This is a genomic window from Gordonia sp. 11cp, assembly GCF_057767225.1.
Genome location: NZ_CM173437.1, coordinates 3,513,083 through 3,531,219 on the forward strand (window position 1 = coordinate 3,513,083; position 18,137 = coordinate 3,531,219).

General features: G+C 70.6%; 17 protein-coding genes. 12 read left to right on the plus strand and 5 right to left on the minus strand.

The window, feature by feature from the left end; translation table 11 throughout:
- Positions 1-79 precede the first annotated feature (79 nt).
- Together AC3B6C_RS15715 and AC3B6C_RS15720 are read left to right on the plus strand one after the other, a co-directional pair.
- Entirely contained in the window at positions 80-658 is a 579-nt protein-coding gene (locus AC3B6C_RS15715; protein WP_488373410.1) for a DUF4245 domain-containing protein, read from the plus strand.
- Positions 659-715: 57 nt separating this feature from the next.
- Entirely contained in the window at positions 716-1,042 is a 327-nt protein-coding gene (locus AC3B6C_RS15720; protein ID WP_488373411.1) for a hypothetical protein, read from the plus strand.
- Here AC3B6C_RS15720 and AC3B6C_RS15725 read toward each other — a convergent pair whose 3' ends face one another.
- The 3 genes from AC3B6C_RS15725 to AC3B6C_RS15735 are packed head-to-tail and all read right to left on the minus strand — an operon-like array spanning position 1,043 to position 3,314.
- On the minus strand, positions 1,043-1,288 hold the full coding sequence (locus AC3B6C_RS15725; protein WP_010841839.1) for an exodeoxyribonuclease VII small subunit: 246 nt from the start codon (positions 1,286-1,288) through the stop codon (positions 1,043-1,045).
- On the minus strand, positions 1,285-2,622 hold the full coding sequence (gene xseA / locus AC3B6C_RS15730) for an exodeoxyribonuclease VII large subunit (protein WP_014926172.1): 1,338 nt from the start codon (positions 2,620-2,622) through the stop codon (positions 1,285-1,287). Before xseA ends, AC3B6C_RS15725 begins: the two co-directional genes overlap by 4 nt.
- The gene (locus AC3B6C_RS15735; protein ID WP_014926173.1) at positions 2,619-3,314 is read right to left on the minus strand and encodes a lipid droplet-associated protein; all 696 of its coding nucleotides are present in this window, start codon (positions 3,312-3,314) and stop codon (positions 2,619-2,621) included. The genes xseA and AC3B6C_RS15735 overlap by 4 nt, the downstream gene beginning before the upstream one ends.
- Positions 3,315-3,366: 52 nt before the next feature.
- Here AC3B6C_RS15735 and AC3B6C_RS15740 point away from each other — a divergent pair, with 52 nt between their 5' ends.
- Positions 3,367-4,320: a 4-hydroxy-3-methylbut-2-enyl diphosphate reductase gene (locus AC3B6C_RS15740; protein WP_035717097.1), complete on the plus strand. Its 954-nt coding sequence runs from the start codon at positions 3,367-3,369 to the stop codon at positions 4,318-4,320.
- A gap of 37 nt (positions 4,321-4,357) precedes the next feature.
- Here AC3B6C_RS15740 and mycP read toward each other — a convergent pair whose 3' ends face one another.
- Together mycP and eccD are read right to left on the minus strand one after the other, a co-directional pair.
- Entirely contained in the window at positions 4,358-5,755 is a 1,398-nt protein-coding gene (mycP, locus tag AC3B6C_RS15745; protein WP_488373413.1) for a type VII secretion-associated serine protease mycosin, read from the minus strand.
- Entirely contained in the window at positions 5,755-7,308 is a 1,554-nt protein-coding gene (gene eccD, locus AC3B6C_RS15750) for a type VII secretion integral membrane protein EccD (protein ID WP_488373414.1), read from the minus strand. The genes mycP and eccD overlap by 1 nt, the downstream gene beginning before the upstream one ends.
- Before the next feature lie 97 nt (positions 7,309-7,405).
- On the opposite strand from eccD, the gene AC3B6C_RS15755 reads away from it, so the two are divergent.
- The 9 genes from AC3B6C_RS15755 (at position 7,406) to AC3B6C_RS15795 (ending at position 18,133) form a co-directional block, all read left to right on the plus strand.
- Entirely contained in the window at positions 7,406-11,485 is a 4,080-nt protein-coding gene (locus tag AC3B6C_RS15755) for a type VII secretion protein EccC (RefSeq protein WP_014926177.1), read from the plus strand.
- 12 nt (positions 11,486-11,497) lie between these two features.
- A complete protein-coding gene (locus AC3B6C_RS15760; RefSeq protein WP_488373415.1) occupies positions 11,498-12,874 on the plus strand; it encodes a type VII secretion-associated protein in 1,377 nt (458 codons plus the stop codon).
- Between the two features lie 214 nt (positions 12,875-13,088).
- Positions 13,089-13,532, plus strand: a complete 444-nt coding sequence (rplM, locus tag AC3B6C_RS15765; RefSeq protein WP_010841847.1) for a 50S ribosomal protein L13 — start codon at positions 13,089-13,091, stop codon at positions 13,530-13,532.
- Positions 13,529-14,074 carry a 30S ribosomal protein S9 gene (rpsI, locus tag AC3B6C_RS15770; protein ID WP_010841848.1) on the plus strand — a complete coding sequence of 182 codons (546 nt, stop codon included), beginning with the start codon at positions 13,529-13,531 and terminating at the stop codon, positions 14,072-14,074. Before rplM ends, rpsI begins: the two co-directional genes overlap by 4 nt.
- Before the next feature lie 2 nt (positions 14,075-14,076).
- Entirely contained in the window at positions 14,077-15,423 is a 1,347-nt protein-coding gene (gene glmM, locus AC3B6C_RS15775) for a phosphoglucosamine mutase (RefSeq protein ID WP_055474866.1), read from the plus strand.
- Positions 15,420-16,124 carry an HAD family hydrolase gene (locus AC3B6C_RS15780; protein WP_488373416.1) on the plus strand — a complete coding sequence of 235 codons (705 nt, stop codon included), beginning with the start codon at positions 15,420-15,422 and terminating at the stop codon, positions 16,122-16,124. The genes glmM and AC3B6C_RS15780 overlap by 4 nt, the downstream gene beginning before the upstream one ends.
- Before the next feature lie 214 nt (positions 16,125-16,338).
- A complete protein-coding gene (locus AC3B6C_RS15785) occupies positions 16,339-16,719 on the plus strand; it encodes a hypothetical protein (protein WP_010841851.1) in 381 nt (126 codons plus the stop codon).
- Positions 16,716-17,876: a hypothetical protein gene (locus AC3B6C_RS15790; RefSeq protein ID WP_488373417.1), complete on the plus strand. Its 1,161-nt coding sequence runs from the start codon at positions 16,716-16,718 to the stop codon at positions 17,874-17,876. The genes AC3B6C_RS15785 and AC3B6C_RS15790 overlap by 4 nt, the downstream gene beginning before the upstream one ends.
- The gene (locus AC3B6C_RS15795) at positions 17,873-18,133 is read left to right on the plus strand and encodes a hypothetical protein (protein WP_010841853.1); all 261 of its coding nucleotides are present in this window, start codon (positions 17,873-17,875) and stop codon (positions 18,131-18,133) included. Before AC3B6C_RS15790 ends, AC3B6C_RS15795 begins: the two co-directional genes overlap by 4 nt.
- The last annotated feature ends 4 nt before the right edge of the window (positions 18,134-18,137 follow it).

Consider the following 18,137-nt stretch of genomic DNA (forward strand, 5'->3'; position numbering starts at 1 on the left):
GGCGGTGGTCTCGAAGACCATCCTTGCATGTCACACCGGCCATTCGGTCAGTGACCCTGCTGGTGGGATACTCGGCGCCATGGCAGACAAACCCCGCATCCTGATCAACGGTAAGGACATGTTCTGGTCGTTGGTGCCGTTGCTCGCGCTGTGTGCGCTGGTGCTGATCGCCTCGGGGAACTGCTCGGTCGGGGCGTCCAAGGACGTGGCCGACAGCAAGCTGCCGCCGTTCGACGTGGTCAGCGCACTGAACGCGGATGCCAGTCAGCTGGCGTTCCCGATCCGCCGCCCGCCGACACCGGAGGGATGGCGACCCAACTCGGGTTCGTCGGACGCGATCGAGGGACATCGGGTCAGCACGGTGGGGTGGCTGAGCAGCAGCGGCGCCTACGTACAGCTCAGCCAGTCCGATGCGCCTGAGGACGTGCTCGTGCCCTATCTGGGCGGCAACGGAGGTGACTTCGGCGACATCTCCGGCACCGGTACCCGTCAGTCGGGCGGGCGCCAGTGGGTGACCTACGAGACCGCGGAGGGCAAGAAGTTCTGGATCACCGATCTGGGCGACGTGCGCATCGCGGTGCTGTCGCGGGGCAACGATGCCGACATCGAGACGATCGCGTCGTCGGTCGTCACCCAGGCGCCGTTGCAATTGGGGTAGCGCACTACTCGTGAGAACCGGGTCCCGAGTTCCTAGCGTCGTCTCCAGGAGGCGCTCATGGCTGGGGGATCTGGGTTCGGTCCGCACTTCGTGTGGGCGAGGCTCGCGTTGGTCGCGGTCCTGGTGCCATTGGTGGTGACCGTGCCGGTGCAGAGCGTCGGCGCGACCGTGAACCGGACCGTGCCGGCCGGGATCGCGGCGACCGCACCCGATCCGGGCGTCGTCGGGCCGACCTCCGACGACGCCGTCGGGTGGCCGCTTTCCTCCCCGGTGAGGGGCGGGGAGGATCGGCGGCCGGTCCTCGCGCGAGCCGGTGCGCGCCCGACCGCCGAACATGCCCGCGTCAGCGCCCTCGACCACGACCTGCTCACGCGGTTCGAGTGATCAGTCGTCGTCCTCGTCGCCGGGATCGGCCCCCTTGTCGGTGATCGCCGCCTCGATGCGCGTCCGGGCCCCGCGCAGGTGCTCCTCGCAGCGCGTGGCGAGGGCCTCTCCGCGTTCCCAGAGCGCGAGCGAGGCGTCGAGATCGAGCCCGCCGTGTTCGAGGGTGGTGACGATCTCGGCGAGCTCGTCCCGTGCCTCCTCGTACCCGAGTTCCTGGATGGGAGTGGATGTCTCGTCGGTGCTCACGCGTCTCCTCCGTCTTCGTGCGCGTTCGTCGGTTCGGTCGCGCCGCCCGTCCGGGATCGTGCGCGGGAGCGTCGTGCGGCGGGCCCGTCGACCCGGGCGGTCGCCGCGCCGTCGGCGACCCGGATCCGCACCTGCGCACCCGGCGGCAGGTCCGCGAGGGTGCCGACCACATGCGGGGGATCGGTGTCGGTGCGCTGCACCACCGCGTAGCCGCGCGCCAGGGTCTGCGCGGGACCGAGGGTCGACAACCGCGCGGCGAGGTGCTCGCTGCGACGCTCCTCGGAATCTATGTGGCGCAACACATCCCGTCGCAATACGCGGACCAGTTCGGCCACCCGCGCGGCTTCGGAGTCCACCAGCACCCCGGGACGGGCGAGCACCGGACGCGCCCGGAGCGCCGCCACGACGCCGGACTCCCGCCGGACCCAGTTGCGCAGCGCCTGCGCACTGCGGCGGCGCAGGTCCGCGATGCCGGCGAGCTCGGCCTCGACGTCGGGGACCACTCGTTTGGCGGCGTCTGTGGGGGTGGCCGCGCGCAGATCCGCGACGAAATCGAGCAACGGATTGTCCGGTTCGTGCCCGATCGCGCTGACGACCGGCGTCCGGCACCGCGAGACCGCGCGCAACAGCGCCTCGTCGGAGAAGGGGAGCAGGTCTTCGACGCTGCCCCCGCCGCGCGCGATGATGATGACCTCGACATCCGGGTGTGCATCGAGTTCGGCGAGATGGGTGAGGATGCGGGCGACGGCCGTCGGGCCCTGCACGGGGGCTTCCCTGATGTCGAAACGGACGTCCGACCAGCGCGCGGTGGCCACGCTCACCACGTCGTGCTGCGCGGCGCTCGCCCGCCCGCTGATCAGCCCGACCACCCGCGGCAGGAAGGGCAACGGCCGCTTGAGGCGCGAATCGAAGAGGCCCTCGGCGGCCATCAGCTGGCGCAGTCGTTCGATCCGCAACAGCAACTCGCCGATGCCCACCGCCCGGATCTCGCTGACCCGCAGGGACACCGTGCCGCGGCCGGTGTAGTAACTCGGTCGGCCCAGGACCACCACGGAACTGCCGTCGGTCAGCGGAACCTCGGTGCGCGCCAGTAGATCCGGGCTGCACGTCACCGAGATCGAGATGTCGGCGGCGGGATCGCGCAGGGTGAGGAACGCGGTCCGGGTGCCGGGTCGCCGGCTGATCTGGGTGACCTGCCCCTCCACCCAGATCTGTCCGAGCCGGTGGATCCAGTCGGCGATCTTGGTGTTGACCGTCCGGACCGGCCACGGGTGCTCGGCCGAGTTCGGCGAGGAGGAACGTCGCGGTGTGTCGCTCGTGTCGGCTCCGGTCACGCTTCGGTGGAGCGCTTGTTCTGCGCGGCGATCCGGTTCTCGAGCATCGTCACGAACGGCGCGCGGGCACGACCGGCCTTCTCGTAGTCGACGAGCGCGATCAGGTCTTCGATGGCGACCGTCCGGAGCCGGGCGCGCAGTTGCGCGAGGGTCAGGGTGTCGTAGTCGATGAGTTCGACGATCTCGGGTCCCGAACCGTCGGACGACGTGACCGCCTCGGTGCCCGGCACCTCGGCCGCGACGGCCTCGTCGGGGGTGGAACTGTACAGGGCGAACCGACCCGCGTCGGCTCGCGGCGGTGCGGCGAGATCGGCGTCGGTGGCCGCCTCCTCGACCTCGTCGTCGATGGTGGTGGGGCCGGGTGTGGTCGGTGCCGGGGTGGTCGGTGCGGCACTCGGTGCCTTCGCGGCGGGTGCGGGCGGCGAGACCGGCGCGGGGCTCTCCGGCTCGTCCTCGTCGAAGCGCGCCCATTCGGGCTGTTCGTCGGGCCGGTCGAAGAACATCTCCAGGGCGGCGTCGCCCTTGATGGCCAGTTCGGCGATGTTCTGTTGCGCCCGCATGCCGGCCTGAAGGGTCTGGCTGACCGCGGTCATCGGCAACGTGATGAGCAGGGCCGGGAGTTTCCGCGTCTCCTCGAGGGCGGTGACGATCAGACCAGCGGCTATCCGGGCAGGGTACGGTGCGCGATCCATGCCAACACTCTGCCATCACGAGCAACGTCGCGTAACCCGTACCCTGGGAAGCATGTCTGAGACGAAGCGTGTCCTCCTCGCCGAACCCCGCGGCTACTGCGCTGGTGTCGACCGTGCGGTGGAGACGGTCGAGCGTGCCCTCGACAAGCACGGCGCTCCCGTCTACGTGCGCAAGGAGATCGTGCACAACCGGCACGTCGTGGAGACCCTCGCCGAGCGCGGGGCGATCTTCGTCGGGGAGACCGACGAGGTGCCCGAGGGCGCGATCGTCGTGTTCTCCGCGCACGGCGTCTCCCCGCTGGTGCACCAGACCGCCGCGGAGCGCAACCTGCGGACCATCGACGCGACCTGCCCGCTGGTCACCAAGGTCCACCAGGAGGCCAAGCGGTTCGCGCGCGACGACTACGACATCCTGCTGATCGGTCACGAGGGCCACGAGGAGGTCGAGGGCACCGCCGGTGAGGCTCCCCAGCACATCCAGCTGGTCGACGGCCCCGACAGCGTGGAGTCGGTGACGGTCCGCGACGAGTCGAAGCTCGTCTGGCTGTCGCAGACCACCCTCTCGGTCGACGAGACGATGGAGACCGTCCGGCGGCTCCGGGAGAAGTTCCCGCTGCTCAACGACCCGCCCAGCGACGACATCTGCTACGCCACCCAGAACCGTCAGGTGGCGGTCAAGGCCATGGCGCCCGAGTGTGATCTGGTGATCGTCGTCGGGTCACAGAACTCGTCGAACTCGGTACGCCTCGTGGAAGTGGCCCTGCAGGCCGGCGCGAGGGCAGGCCACCTGGTCGATTACGCGCGTGAGATCGACGAGTCTTGGCTGGACGGTGTCACGACCGTCGGCGTCACCTCCGGCGCGTCGGTGCCCGAGGTCCTGGTCCGCGGCGTCCTGGATTACCTGGCCGAGCGCGGCTACGGCACGGTCGAGACCGTCAACACGGCCAACGAGACCCTCACCTTCGCGCTCCCGCGCGAGCTGCGCCCGGCACGCACGTCGAGCTGACGCCGCGCCGCCCGCATTCCCGCGGTGGCCGCGAGCGTCAGAACTCGTCCGGGTCGAGCTTGCGCACCCGCCGATGAGGTAGCGCGATCGCGAGGACCGCTGCGATGACGATCGCCGCGACGACGCTGCCGATGATCGCGACGTCGCGGGCGGTGTGATCGGGCGGCTGCGCAACGGGCGGGGCGGCGATCGGCGCCGAGGCGCGGTCCGGCTGGTCCTCGACCGGCAACTCTGCTGTCAGGGCGGCGACCGGGTCGACGACGCCGTGGCCGATCCGCTGATCGCGGCCGGTACCCGGCGAATGCGCGGTCTCGATGATGCGGTTCATCACCTCGCGCGCGGACAGCTCGGGGAATCGCGAGCGGATCAGCGCGGCGGTACCGGCCACATACGGCGCGGCGAAACTCGTGCCGATCAGAGGAACCGGTCCGGCGTCGCTCTCCTGCGCCGACGCCAATCGTCTCGAGCCGCGTCGGCTGTCCAGGCTCACGATGTCGGTCCCCGGGGCCGCGACGCTCACCCACGGCCCGTGCAGGCTGAAGTCGCTCGGGGAGCCGGTGTCGGCGTCCACGGAGCCCACCGTCAGCACATACGGCGAGTACCACGCGGGGCTGGCGATGGTGGAGACCGACCGCCAGCCGTCGGGATCGTCGGCGGCGGGGGCCGGGTTCTGGTTCTGGCAGGCGCCGTCGCGGGTCAGGTTGCCGGCCGCGACGACCACCACGACGTCGCGCTCGTAGGCGTGACGGATGGCCGCGCCGAGTGCGCGATCGTCGACCGAGTCCGACGCCGGGGCACACGCCACCTCGGAGATGTTGATGACGGTGGCGCGTAGATCGACCGCCCGCACGATCGCGTGGGCGAGCGTCCGGACCGACCCGTACCCGGACCCGACCACCGGCGCACCGTCGTCCCGTGCGCGATCGTCTTTCTTCCGGAAGGCGCTGCTCGACTGGCGGATGGCGATGACGGAGGCCGCGGGCGCCACCCCGGCGAATGCGTCGGAGGCGCTCGGACGTGCGGCGATGATGCCGGCCACCAGGGTCCCGTGTGCATCGCAGTCGTCGAGTCCGTTGCCGCCCGAGACGTAGTCGCCGCCGGCGACGACACGGCCGAGCCGCGGATGCGGTGTGACGCCGGTGTCGATGACCGCGACCCGCTGACCCTGTCCGCGGCTGAACCGCCAGGCTTCCGGGAGATTCATCATCGACTGCGCCGCAGTCGGTTTCGACACATTACGGGTCAGTTCCGCGGTGTTGCACAGGTGGCTCTGCTCGGTCGGTTCCGGCGGGGCGACCGGGGCCGACCGGATCAGGGCGCCGGGGTCGATCCGCGGCGGGGTCACCGCCGCGGCCGGCGATGCCGACGTCCCGACCAGCGCCGCGACCAGGGCCGTCGCGAACAACCCCGCGCTGCGGGTGCGCATGCCGCGCATCAGATCTCGCGGACGATTCGATACAGGTCGAGCAGCCAGAGCAGCAGGGGCACGATGAGCGCGACGAGGATGTACTCGCCGATCTCCGCCCAGCGCCGCATCACGGGGGAGAAGTCCTGGTTCGGGGCGACGACGCCGAAGACGAATGCGGCGATCACGACGACGACGCCGAGTGCGAAACCGATGACCGGCCATCGGTCGTCGCCGAAGGCGAGACCGGTGATCAGCGTGATCACCACGAGCGATCCGCCGACGATGAGGATTCCGGCCTGGAACAGGTCGCTGTGGGAGCGGCCCCGCAGGCACAGCACGACGCCGATGATCGCGGCGTAGACGGCGTTGCGCCACTCGAATCCGGCGAGCGGGGAGGCGGTGAGGACCGCCGCGATGGCGGTGACCGCGGTCAGCCCGCCGACGATGCCGGTCAGATAGGCATTGGCGAGATAGGAACGACGTTCCAGCGCATCGGCTTTGGGGAGTGCGGTCGCGCCGATCGCCCCGATGCCCTCGATGGCCGGGCGCGGTTCGATGTCCTTGACGTCGATGGCGGCACCGGCCGTCGGGACCGGGGGCAGTGGGAGTTTCGCGAGCAGGATGGTGGTGCGGGGCGCGAGCCCGATCAGGAGCAGGCCGACCGCGGCGATGACGGCGGCGACGTCGGGCACCGGTGCATCGATGAGGAGTCGGGCCCCGGCGCCGGCCGCGCCGAGCAGCGCCGCGCTGGTCACGGCACTGTGCGCGGTGGCGCCGACGGCGGTCAGGCGGTAGCTGACGACGGCGGCCACGAGTGTGAACGCGAATCCCAGCGTCAGATGCGCGGCGCCGAACTGTCCGGGCGTGAGGATCATCCCGGTCACGAACGCCATCGGTGCGGCGCACAACGACAGGACGGTCGAACTCTGTTCGTCGCGGTAGTAGCGGGACACGATGGTCGAGGCGGTGACGAATCCGACGACCGCCAGGCCCGAGAGGCCCGCGAACCACAGGGCGCCGGTGTCGGCCCGGACCGCGGCCAGCGATGCCGCCGCCGCGACCGCGGCGACGAGAGCCAGTGCGTAACCGACTCGTCGGGCGGCCGCCGCGGTCCAGTCGACGAACTGGGATTCGTTCAGCCGGGCGACGGCGTCGACCACGTCGTCGAAGAGCACCGGGGACTCCCCGGTGCGCGTCGAGGTCAGCAGCAGCAGGTCGCCGTCGCGGATGCCGGACTCGGACAGCGACCTGTGCAGGGGGAGCGGTTCCTGTCCGACGAGGGCGAGGGTCCACTTGTTCTGGCGATCGTGCGGGCGTCCGGGGTTGCGCGCGTCGGCGTCGGGATCGTCGGGGTCCGACCGAGTGGGATTGCGCGACTCGATCTGCGCCACGAGGTCGCCGATGAGTCCCGCGATGGGGATGCCGGCGGGCAGGCCGACGTCGAGCTGGGTGTTGCCGCCCAGTACCGACACCCGTACGAGCTGAGGTTCGACGGCCGCCTCGCCCCGCCGACGGTCCCCGGTGTCCGCACCGGCAGCGGTGGTCAGGTACCCCGGCGCGAATCCGTCCACAGACGTCATCAGGTCAATCCTCCCCCTGGGTTCAGCAGCTAACATAGCCAACCTCAGCGGGTTCGACCGCCTGGGGATACACAGCGCGACATGTCAGGGGGGACGTGTGGTCACCACGACCGAGGGATTTGTGCGTCGGCCGCGCATCACGCCGCCGCGCACGCCCGGCGGCGAGGTCAACATCCAGGCGCCGCCGGACGTGCCCCGGGTGGTGCCGGGCAGTCTCCTGATGAGGCTGCTCCCGGTGGTGATGGTCGTCGCGGTGGTCGGCATGGTGTCGCTGATGGTCGTCACCGGTGGACGCAACATCCTGTCCAACCCGCTGTTCATGATGTTCCCGCTGATGATGCTGATGTCGATGTTCGGCATGTTCGCCGCGGGCGGGCGCGGCGGCGGCAAACGCGCGGGCGAACTCAACGAGGAGCGCAAGGACTACTTCCGCTACCTCGGCCAGCTGCGCAGTCAGGTCTTCGAGACGGTCGACAACCAGCGCGCGGCGCGCACCTGGAGTCACCCGGATCCGCGAGCGCTGCTCGACGTGATCGGCAGCAGGCGGATGTGGGAGCGGCGCCCCAGCGACGCCGACTTCGCCCATGTGCGAGTGGGTGTCGGCGTCCAGCGCCTGGCCACTCGGCTCATGCCCCCGGAGACCGGACCCCTCGAGGACATCGAGCCGGTGTCGATGGTGGCCCTGCGCCGATTCGTGCGCACACATTCCGCGGTGTACCGCCTGCCGACCTCGATCTCTTTGCGCGGCTTCCCGGCTGTCAACATCGAGGGTGCCCGGCAGGAGACCCGCGAGCTCATCCGGTCGATGATCGTCGAGTTGTGCGCATTCCACGGTCCCGATCACCTGCACATCGGCATCGTCACCGGTGACCCCGCGGGGGAGGCCTGGGACTGGGCGAAATGGCTTCCGCACGTGGGACATCCGACGCTCCGGGACGGTGTCGGCGCGATGCGGATGATCTACCCGACGCTGGCCGACCTGGAGAACTCGATGGCCGCCGACCTCTTGGAGCGCGGCCGGTTCAGCCGGTCCGCGCCGCCGAACGCCAACCGCGCGCACCTCGTGGTGATCATCGACGACGGCTATGTCGCCGGCGACGAACGGATCATCAACGACGCGGGCATGGAGGGGGTCACGATCCTCGACCTGACCGCGCCGCCGGACGGTCTCGCGGCGCGACGCGGTCTGCAACTCGTCGTCCGCGGCGGCAAGGTCTCGGCGCGAAGCGCGGCCGGCGTCGAGGAGTTCGCCGACATGGACTCGCTCACGATCCCCGAGGCCGAGGCGATCGCCCGGCGCATGGCGCGCTATCGGCTCGCCACCGCCGCGACGCTTGCCCACCTCGAGTCGGAGGCGACCTCGGCCGACCCGGGCCTGCCCGCGCTGCTGGGCATCGACGATGCGGCGCGGTTCGACCCCGCCACCGCCTGGCGCGGGCGGACGGGCCGGGAGCGCCTGCGCGTGCCGATCGGGTACACGCCGACCGGGGCCCCCGTCGAGATCGACATCAAGGAGAGCGCACACGGTGGCATGGGTCCGCACGGGCTGTGTATCGGCGCCACCGGATCGGGGAAGTCGGAGTTCCTGCGCACTCTCGTGCTGGCCATGCTGGCGACCCATTCGCCGTCCGAGCTGAATCTCGTACTCGTCGACTTCAAGGGCGGCGCGACGTTCCTCGGTCTGGAATCCGCTCCCCACGTCGCCGCGATCATCACAAACCTCGAGCAGGAACTGTCGATGGTCGACCGCATGAAGGACGCACTCTCCGGTGAGATGAACCGGCGCCAGGAGGTGCTGCGCGCGGCGGGCAACTACGCCAATGTCGCCGACTACGAGCGCGCACGCGCATCCGGGGTGCGCCTCGATCCGCTGCCCGCACTGTTCATCGTCGTCGACGAGTTCTCCGAACTGCTCGCGCAGAAGCCGGATTTCGCCGAGCTGTTCGTCGCGATCGGCCGCCTGGGCCGCTCGCTGCACATCCACCTGCTCCTCGCCTCGCAACGTCTGGAAGAAGGCAAGCTCCGTGGCCTGGACTCGCACCTGTCCTATCGGATCGGCCTGAAGACCTTCTCCGCCAACGAGTCCCGGTCGGTTCTCGGTGTTCCCGACGCGTACCACCTGCCGAGTGTTCCGGGTTCGGCGTACCTCAAGTGCGACTCGGCCGACCCGATCCGGTTCAACACGTCCTACGTGTCGGGGGCCTACTACTCGCCGACGGTCACCGAATCGTCGGACCCGGGCACCACCGCGTCGCCGGGGCGCGGGAACCTGAAAGTGTTCACCGCGCTTCCGGTCCCGCTGGACGAGGGTGCGTCCCGGTCCCTGCTCGACCAGGCCGAGAGCCTGCTCGACGAGGAACCGCCCGCTCCCGAGGCGCCCGCCGACTTCGAACCCGTCTCGGCGCCGGTGCCCACTCTCATGGAGACGATCGTCGAACGCATCGCAGGCGCCGGCCCGCCCGCCCACCGCGTCTGGCTGCCGCCGCTGGACTCCTCGCCGACCGTCGAACACCTTCTCGGCGAGCGGGATTGGTCCCACCCGGCGGAGCCGGGCGATCTCACCGTCCCGATCGGCATCGTCGACCGGCCCTACGACCAGCGACGTGACCCGCTGGTCATCGACCTCGCGGGCGCCGCGGGCAACGTGGCGGTGGTCGGCGGTCCGCAGTCGGGCAAGTCGACGACTCTGCGCACGATCATCATGTCGGCCGCGGCGTCCCACACGCCCGAGCAGGTGCAGTTCTACTGTCTGGACTTCGGAGGCGGCAGTCTGGCCGGCCTCGCCGGACTCCCGCATGTCGGTTCGGTCGCCTCGCGCGGCGACATGGACGCCGTCCGCCGCACGGTTGCCGAGGTCGCGGCCGTGGTCCGGTCCCGCGAACTGCTGTTCACCCGCCTGGGGGTCGAGTCGATGCGCGACTACCGGGCTCGTCGCGCGTCCTGGTTCCGGTCCGGCGTCACCTCGTCGGCGGCCGACCCGCTGGCCCAGGATCGGTTCGGGGACGTGTTCCTCGTCCTCGACGGCATGAACGTGCTGCGTACGGAACTGGAATCGCTCGAGGAACAGATCACCGCGATCGTGGCGCAGGGGTTGAGCTACGGCGTCCACGTCATGGTCACCGCGTCCCGGTGGGCCGAGGTGCGCCCGGCCGTCCGCGATCTCATGGGCACCCGGATCGAGCTGCGGCTGGGCGATCCGATGGATTCCGACATGGGCCGCCGCGCTGCCGCGCTGGTCCCGCAGAACCGTCCCGGTCGTGGCCTGACCGGGCAGGAACTGCACATGCTGATCGCGTTGCCGCGACTGGACCCGGTCAGCAGTGCCGAGTCGCTACCCGCAGGCGTCGCCCAGTCGGTGGAGAAGCTGACCGCCGCCTACCCGGGCCGTTCGGCGATGGCCGTGCGGAAACTGAGCACCGAGATCGACTACGCGTCGGTGCAACGCGCGGTCGCCGACGCCGGGCTGACGCTGGCGCCCAACCAGGTGGCGATCGGTGTCGGTGAGCTCGAACTCGCGCCGGTGGTCCTCGACTTCACCGCGCAGCCCCATTTCATGGCGTTCGCCGACGTCGAGCACGGCAAGACCAACCTGCTGCGGACAATCGTCACCGGGCTGGTCGCCGGTGCCTCGCCGGAGCAGGTGCGAATCGTCTTCGTCGACTACCGCCGCACGATGCTGGGAATCATCGACGGCGATCATCTGGCCGGTTACGCGAGTTCACCGGACCGGGCGGCGTCGATGATGACGGAGCTGGCGGCCTACCTGAAGAACCGGATGCCACCGGAGGACGTGACGGTTGCCCAGCTGCGGGACCGCACCTGGCTCGAGGGCCAACCCGAGGTGTATGTCGTGGTCGACGACTACGACATGGTGGTCACCTCGACGGGGAACCCGATGCTGCCGATCGTCGAACTGGCCTCCCATGCGCGCGACATCGGGCTGCACGTCGTGCTCGCCCGCCGTTCCGGTGGTCTGGGACGGGCGATGTTCGATCCGCTGATCGCCCGCCTCAAGGACCTGTCGTCGGACATCCTGTTGATGAGCGGGGACCGGGACGAGGGATTCATCACCGGACGGTCGCGCCTGCAGTCGCTGGTGCCCGGCCGGGGCGAGCTCGTGTCGCGGGTCCGGCCGCAGGAGATGATCCAGGTCGCCCATCTCCCGATCGGCGACTAGGTCGGGGCCGGGATGACTGGAGCGGGCGGGGCGCAGGGATCGGACGCGGGACCCGCGCACCTGACAGAACAGGGGAACCCCCGCCCGACCGTCGTCGATCTGGCGTTCGGGACGCCGCTGGTCTGGGAGCCGGACCTCGGTCTGCGGCAGGTGGATCGCGACGTGCGCACGTTGCTCGAGTCGGTGGACCAGACGACCGTCGTGGTCGACGGTCGGCGCGATCACCTGCGGCAGGTGTGGCGGCGGGTCTTCGCCGATCTCGGCCTGCCCGCGGGACGACCGATGGTCGTCGGGCACCCGAGCACGTGGGGACCACGGCGTGCGTCGACTCTCGCCGATGTCGGCGACGCGCGCTCATCGGTGGAGCTGGTGCCGCGGGCGGTGCTCGTCGCACGAAGCCATGCCGACCTGACCGTGCAGCGGTGTGCCGTCGTCGAGACCACCCATCTACCGCCGCCGCCCGCCGATCCCGCCCATCCGCGTCCGTCGTGGTGGGACGTGCAGATCGTGGGTCGGGGTCCCGACGGGTGGGCCGTCGAGCGCTCCGGGGTCATCCGGCCCGGTCCCGCTCCTGGGTCGCGCTCCGCGGTCGACGTCGAGGGAATCGACATCATCGACGACTCGGTCGAGGCGGTGTTCGTCGACGGAGATCGTCGCGACGAGGTGGCCGCGGCGATCGATCTCGTCTCGGCTCACGCGGTCGCGGGGCGGGTCGTCGCCGTCGACCGTGATCTGGGTGTCCGGCTCGGTCACCGCACCGGCGGCGCCGCCGACGACGCGGTGGCCCCCGTACGTGATCCCGGCCCGCCGGGTGCGGTACCGGCAGGCGGTACACGCCGACGGCCACGATCACTGGTCGCCGCCGCCGTCGTGGCGGCTCTCGTCGTGAGCGGGGCGGTCGGGGTGGGGCTCTGGCAGCGTGACCCCGCGTCGGGTACGTCGTCGACGGATGTCCGGCTCGGCCGCGCGACGCTGACCGTGCCGGGGGACTGGCGACAGGCCGAACAGGAGACCCCGACCGACGCGGCCGACGACCCGTCGACAACCCGCGCGGTGTTCGTGGACCCCGACGACGGCCGGCGCATCATCGCCGTCCTCACCGAGGTACGCGAGGGCTCCACGCCGGCGTCGGTGGCGGACAGCCTCCGTAATCGGATCGAGCAGCGCGGCGACGACGTGGTCACCGAGTTCTCCGCCACCACACGGTTCGCCGGCCGCGATGTGATCGGCTACCGGGAGTCGCCGGCGTCGGGCGGGGCGATCCGCTGGTACGTCGTCGTCGACGACGGCCTGCAGGTCTCGATCGGCTGCCAGGCGGGCACCGCGGCCGAGCCCACCGACGCCGAATGCGCGGAGGCGGTGCGCAGTGTCCGGGTCTCGCCGTCATAGGCGGGTGGCCGCCGGTGGCGGGGCCGGCGTCGGTGCCGACGCCGTCTGTTTTGACCCTGACCAGCACGGTCGCGTAGCCTGGATCGCTGGTGCTCGGCACCTGGTCCGCATCAGCGTGTCCAGGTCAGCGGAGGCCCGGGTCCCCACTGGTCGCCGGGAACAACCTCTGCCGTGCACCCGACCAGCACCCACAAGACAAGAGTTGAGGACAACTGTGCCTACCTACACCCCGAAGGCCGGTGACATCACGCGTACGTGGCATGTCATCGACGCCGAGAACGTGGTGCTCGGCCGGCTGGCCGTGCAGGTCGCGAACCTGCTCCGCGGCAAGCACAAGCCGACCTACGCCCCGCACATGGACGGCGGCGACTTCGTCGTCGTCATCAACGCGGAGAAGGTTGCGCTGACCAGCAACAAGGCGGATCGCAAGCTGAACTACACCCACTCGGGGCATCCCGGTGGCCTGAAGTCCCGCACCACGACCGAGCTGCTCGCGACCTACCCCGAGCGCGTCATCGAGAAGGCCGTCAAGGGCATGCTGCCGTCGACCAAGCTCGGCCGCGCCATGGCGTCGAAGCTGAAGGTCTACGCCGGCCCGAATCATCCGCACGCGGCCCAGCGCCCCGTCCCCTTCGAGATCAAGCAGGTGGCCCAGTGAGCAACGAGAACATCAACGACGCCGTCGAGGCCGTCGACGAAGCTGATGTCGCCGAAGCCGCGGCCGTCGAGGTCGTGGAGGCCGAGGCCGTCGAGGTTGCCGCTGACGACTACGAGACCGCCGCTGTCGAAGACGTGCGCGAGCCGATCGTCATCGATCGTCCGATCCAGACCGTCGGCCGCCGCAAGGAAGCCGTCGTCCGCGTCCGCCTGATGCCGGGCAACGGTGGGTTCACCCTCAACGGACGCTCGTTGGAGGAGTACTTCCCCAACAAGGTGCACCAGCAGCTCATCAAGGCGCCGCTGGTCCTCGTCGAGCGCACCGAGTCGTTCGACATCTTCGCCAAGCTCGTCGGCGGCGGCCCCTCGGGCCAGGCCGGCGCGCTGCGTCTCGCCATCGCGCGTGCGCTCATCGAGGTCACGCCGGAGGATCGTCCCGCCCTGAAGAAGGCCGGCTTCCTCACCCGCGACCCGCGCGCGGTCGAGCGCAAGAAGTACGGCCTCAAGAAGGCCCGCAAGGCGTCGCAGTACTCCAAGCGCTGATCTTGGCACGCCTTTTCGGAACCGACGGCGTCCGAGGCCTGGCCAACGCCGAGCTCACTCCCGAGCTCGCGTTGCGCCTGGCCTCGGCCGCCGCGGTCGTTTTCGCAGAGAGTTCGGCGACCGACTCCCACCGGCGCCCGCGTGCGGTGGTCGGACGCGATCCGCGCGCATCCGGCGAGATGCTGGAGGCCGCGGTGTGCGCGGGGCTGGCCGCCACCGGAGTCGACGCCATCTGCGTCGGCACCGTGCCGACCCCGGCGGTCGCGTTCCTGACCGCGGACTACCGCGCCGACTTCGGGGTGATGATCTCCGCATCGCACAACCCCATGCCCGACAACGGGATCAAATTCTTCTCCGCCGGCGGGCACAAACTCGACGACGACGTCGAGGACCGCATCGAGGCGGCGATGGGCGATGACCTCATCCGTCCGATCGGTGCCGCGGTGGGGCGCATCGTCGCGGCGCCCGACGCCGGCGACCGTTACCGGCAGCACCTCGCGCAGGCCATCGACACCCGGCTGGACGGGCTGACGGTGGTCGTCGACTGCGCGCACGGCGCAGCGTCGGAGCTCGCGCCGCTGGCCTACGCCGACGCCGGCGCGACCGTCATCGCGATCCACGCCGAGCCGGACGGTCTGAACATCAACGCCGACTGCGGGTCCACGCACATGGACAAGCTGCAGGCGGCGGTCCTCGAGCACGGAGCCGACCTCGGACTGGCGCACGACGGTGACGCAGACCGTTGTCTCGCAGTCGATTCCACCGGTCAGATCGTCGACGGTGATGCCATCATGGCCGTGCTCGCGACGTCGTTGAAGGATCAGGGAAGGCTTCGGGAGAACGTGCTCGTGGCCACGGTCATGAGCAATCTCGGACTGCACATCGCGATGCGTGACGCCGGGATCACCGTGCACACCACCGCGGTCGGGGACCGGTATGTCCTCGAGGAGCTGCGCCGGGGCGGTTATTCGATCGGCGGGGAGCAGTCCGGCCACATCGTCGTCCCGGGTTCGGGCACGACGGGTGACGGCATCCTGACCGGGCTGATGCTCATGGCCCGCATGGCCGCCACCACGGCACGCCTCGCCGACCTGGCCGGCATCGTCACCGTGCTGCCCCAGGAACTGATCAACGTGCGCGTCGCCGACAAGCATGCGGTGTCGCAGTCGCAAGCGGTCCGCGACGCGGTCGCGGTCGCCGAGACGGAACTGGGCGAGACCGGCCGAGTCCTGTTGCGGCCGTCGGGAACCGAGCAGCTCGTTCGCGTCATGGTGGAGGCCGCGACCGCCGACCAGGCGTTGTCGGTGGCCGGCCGTCTGGCCGAGGTCGTCCAGGGCGCGGGGGCATGACCGGTACGACGCCGCGGGCGGTGCTGTTCGACTTCTCCGGCACGCTGTTCCGCTTCGAGGCCCGTGACGAGTGGTTCGCCGACCTGCGCGACGACTCCGGCGCCGAGTTCGACCGTGACCGCCAGGCCGACATCATCCGGCGGATGGTCGCACCCGTCGGCCTGCCGGACGGCATCGTCGGTGACGATCGGCACGCCTGGGAATCCCGGGATCTCGATCCGGCGCTGCATCGAACCGGCTATCTGGCCCTGTTGCGTGCGGCGGGGATGAGTGACCCTGACCAGGCGAACTCGCTCTACAACCGAGTCCTCGATCCGTCGTCCTGGGCGCCGTTCGCCGACACCGTGGCGGTGCTCCGGAAGCTCGGTGCGGCACACGTCCCGGTCGGGATCGTCAGCAACATCGCCTTCGACCTGCGCAAGGTCCTGGCGCTGCACGACGTCGAGGACCTCGTGGGCGCGTTCGCGCTGTCCTACGAGGTGGGGGCGATCAAACCCGACCCCCGGATCTTCCACGCCGCCCTCGACCCGCTGGGTGTGCCGGCGGAGGAGGTGCTGATGGTCGGGGACAGCGAGATCGCCGACGGCGGTGCGCGTGCCCTCGGTTGCTCCTTTGCGCTGGTACACGACGTCCCGCCGGCCGACCGGCCCACCGCGTTGCTCGACGCGGTGACCTCGCACGGCGTCGAACTGCGCGGCTGAGTCCAGCCGGCGCCCGCCGCGGGCACACTGGCGGCACGGGCCCGGGTGCGCGACAATTCCCTGCGGGTTCGCACACACACGGAACCGAACCGCGCCGTCCTGCGTCCAAGTGTGCAGGGTCCGAGTGTGCAGGGTCCGGATGTGCGGGGCTCACCAGGCGCGGGATCGCGGCGGACCGGCGGCGGTTCGGCTGAGCAGGTCGGGGAGGGATGGCATGGACGGCAGCGGTGCGGACGATGTCGTGTCGCGCCGGATCTCGATGGACACCGCCCAGGTGTCCGCGGTGTCGGCGTACTACCGCAGGTCCTCGCTGGTGCTGTCGGCGGTCGCCGACGACCTGGCCACGCGCGACTTCGGGACCTGGGCGCGCGATTCCGGTGTACCGGACGGGAATTCGGTCGCCTTCGGCCCGCTCGCCGCCGCGTACGCCGGGATGAGCACGGCCCTGTCGCGCCGCCTGCGGGTGCAGGCCGCGGCGGCCGCGGCACTGGCCGACTCGCTGCGCAACAGTGCGCTGGCCATGGCGGACGGCGACGGCCGGGCGGCGGTCGAGATCGCGCGAGCATTGCCCGCCTCGGCGAAGGACGTCAGGTGAGACGCGGCACCGACTCGCTGTCGGTTCTGAGATCCGACGCCCGGGGCGGTGTCGAGGCCCTGATCGAGCTCGTATCGGCCGGTCGTCTGATGGGGGTGGGCGCCCCCGACGACGCCACCATCCGCAACGGACTCCGCGTCGTCGACGCCTTCGACATCGCGGCGCTGTCCGCGGACAGCCACGCCCTGGAGTCGGCGCATCGTGCCGTGTCCGAACAGCTTCACCACCTTCCCGAACAGCAGGTCCGCCTCGACGACGGCTGGAACAGTGAGTCCGCGACCGTGGCGATCGCGACGGTCATCGATCATCAGCGTCGTGCCGAGTCGGATCTGCACATCCTGCGCACCCTCACCGACGCGACCTCGGCCGCGGCGTCGGGTATCGACCGCCTGCTCCGCACCTTCTATCTGACGCTCGCACGGTTGTCGGCGCCGACCGCAGCGGGCGTGCCACCGGCCGAGCTCCCGCAGGCCGTGCTCACCGGCCGGGTACCGATCGGGGTGGCGGTCGAGGACATCTCGTCGCGGCTCGCGCTGTTCAGCACGTCGCTCGAGACCACGACCCGCGGTATCGCCGGGATCCTCGACCTCCTGAACCGGTCCGTCGACGGCATCGACGACGAGGCCTATCCGGTGGAGGCCGAGATGGCGGACGATGGTCCGGTCGCGCCGCCGGACCGGCCGGCCGTGGCGACATCCGTGGAGATCGGTGCCGCGCCCACTCCGGTCACCCGGACCTGGCTCGCCGAATCGACCACGGACGACCGGCCGGCGGAGATCGGGGCCGCCACCGCGTCCGCGGTGACCGGCTCATCTGTGACCGGCTCATCTGTAACGGAGCCGGCCGGATCCGCTCCGCCACCCGAACCCGTCGAGGCCGGACGCGTCGACCGCGAACCCGACGACGGCATCGACATCCCGTTCCGGCTGGGCGGCACCGAGGGGCACGACGCACCCGTCACCCCTCCAACCGTAGGTCCGGCCTCCGCCGACGGCGTGACCGGGGCGAGTGCGGTGACCACCGGAACCGAAGAGCGCGAAGCGGATTCGACGGGACCGGCTTCGTCGGGACCGGCTTCCGCGCCGGACTCGGGGACGCCCTCGGACGCACCGTCGGACAGGTCGTCGGGGGATCTGGCTCTGGCAGGTGACCAGTGAACCTCGCCGACCAGATCGAGGCGCTGGCCCGCTCCTGCACCGCCGGTGTCGCGGAGGCGTCACACCGCTTCTCCGCGCGGCAGCGGGACCTCGAACTCGCGATGGACGACCACCGTCGCACCGCGGTGCGGTCGGAGACGCAGCAGATGCGCGACGACCTCGAGAACGCGGCCGATGCCGCCGACGCCACCCCGGGCATCATGTTGCCGGCCGACGTGGCCGATGCCAGTCCCCATCTGCCGCCGCCGAACACATAGGCTG